This window comes from Hallella bergensis DSM 17361 (genome assembly GCF_000160535.1).
GTDB classification, from domain to species: Bacteria; Bacteroidota; Bacteroidia; order Bacteroidales; family Bacteroidaceae; genus Prevotella; species Prevotella bergensis.
Window position 1 is genome coordinate 1 of the sequence record NZ_GG704791.1, and the last position, 1,532, is coordinate 1,532.

A 1,532-nucleotide genomic window follows, 5' to 3' on the forward strand; every position below is an offset into this window, starting at 1 on the left:
CCTCAAATCCGCAACTTAACTTTTCAACGTCCTTCTTGCGTGTACACATCCTCTCATTACTGAATTTGCAGATAATTAGAACTGAAATCCCCACTTCAGCCTACAACATCCCCTTACCCCACAATGCGACTTGAGGCAATACGCAGTATCATACCCATAAGTTGTAGGCGTTATCCAAAATCTGTCTGGAACACATCCGCGTAAGCATTGTTACAGGTATAGATATTCAGCATATACTGCCTTGATGTCCTGATCCACTTTGCTGGTACAGAGACAAACCTGAAGACAAGCGCTTTTATGCGGCTTGTTGTATTGAGTCCGAACCTCTTTACATCAAGTCTTTGGATAATGGCCTTGTAGAAGTTACGGATAAGTGATGTAAGAAGAAGGAACACGGTGTTCTCTGCCATGAAGGATTTGGGCAATCTGTCCCATCCGAAACCATTGTTCATATCATCGAAGATACGTTCCTTTCCCCCTCGAAGGTTATAGAACTCGACAATCTCTCTTACGGAAGATACATAGTCGTTAGTCAGGATACAACGGTATGTGTATTCTCCTTCCCAGAGATCCAATACACCATCCAACCGTTTCTGTCTTTGAATCACAAGTCGGTATGCTTTACCCTTCCACTTTTCAACAAGGATAGAGTTCAATTCGAACTCAATGCCATTGATTTCCTCAGTTTTCCAACCTCTGAGAGCAAAGATTTCATTGTAGAGCGAACTGCAGCGGTTTGCGCGGATATAGAAGGATTTGCAGTGTTCCTCTACTTCTTCTACGATTTCCTCGGAACATGATCCACAGTCAGCTCTGAAACGATTGATAGTAAGGCCGTTCTGTTCAAATCTCTCAAAGAACCTCTTCAGCGTGTCCTTCTGATGAAAACGAACATTTGTGTTGCCATCGCTATTCTCAATGCCAACGATTAAGTCGCCAATAACCGCCACGCCAGGGCGATAACCAGGGAACTTCTTGTATGTAGGCTTTGCATCATACTTCTCTGTCTCTATGAACTGATGGTCGAAATCAACATCATACATCTCGTCCTCTTTCAGTTGGCCAGATGCAAACATACAATTGAGCAGTAAAGTATTGAGAGTATCAGCCGTGTTGAAATCGTAGTTCTTACCCGTATCTGACGTGTATGAGATGTTTTCTTGCGTCAGCTCCTTTATCGCTCTGAGGATAGTATCAGAGCTACAAGTTCGAAGTGTCGGATGAAGCGAGAGATGGCTCATCAAATGAGTAGTGACATCCTCAACACATGAGCCACCACAGAAGTAGATACTCATGAGTGAACGGATGATTTCGCTGTACTGATAACCTAATGATCTACACCTTAGACCGAGGGTCGAGTCGATTACAGATGACAATGTGGAGTCAAATTGCTCCATGATTGAAAATATTCCTCCAAAAGGAGTGAGTTTCTCGGATTTAATATGTATTTTTGCCATGCCATATCAGAGTTTTGCTTGCTTGTTTTGCAACACTAAGATAAGTGAATTCTTTGACATGGCAAAATCCTGGGC

1 protein-coding gene is annotated in these 1,532 nt (G+C 42.8%); it reads right to left on the reverse strand.

Translation table 11 applies throughout. From position 1 onward, the window contains the following. Positions 1-170: 170 nt before the first annotated feature. Positions 171-1,457, reverse strand: coding sequence for an IS1380 family transposase (locus HMPREF0645_RS12800; RefSeq protein WP_007175484.1), 1,287 nt, complete (start codon positions 1,455-1,457; stop codon positions 171-173). Between the last annotated feature and the right edge of the window lie 75 nt (positions 1,458-1,532).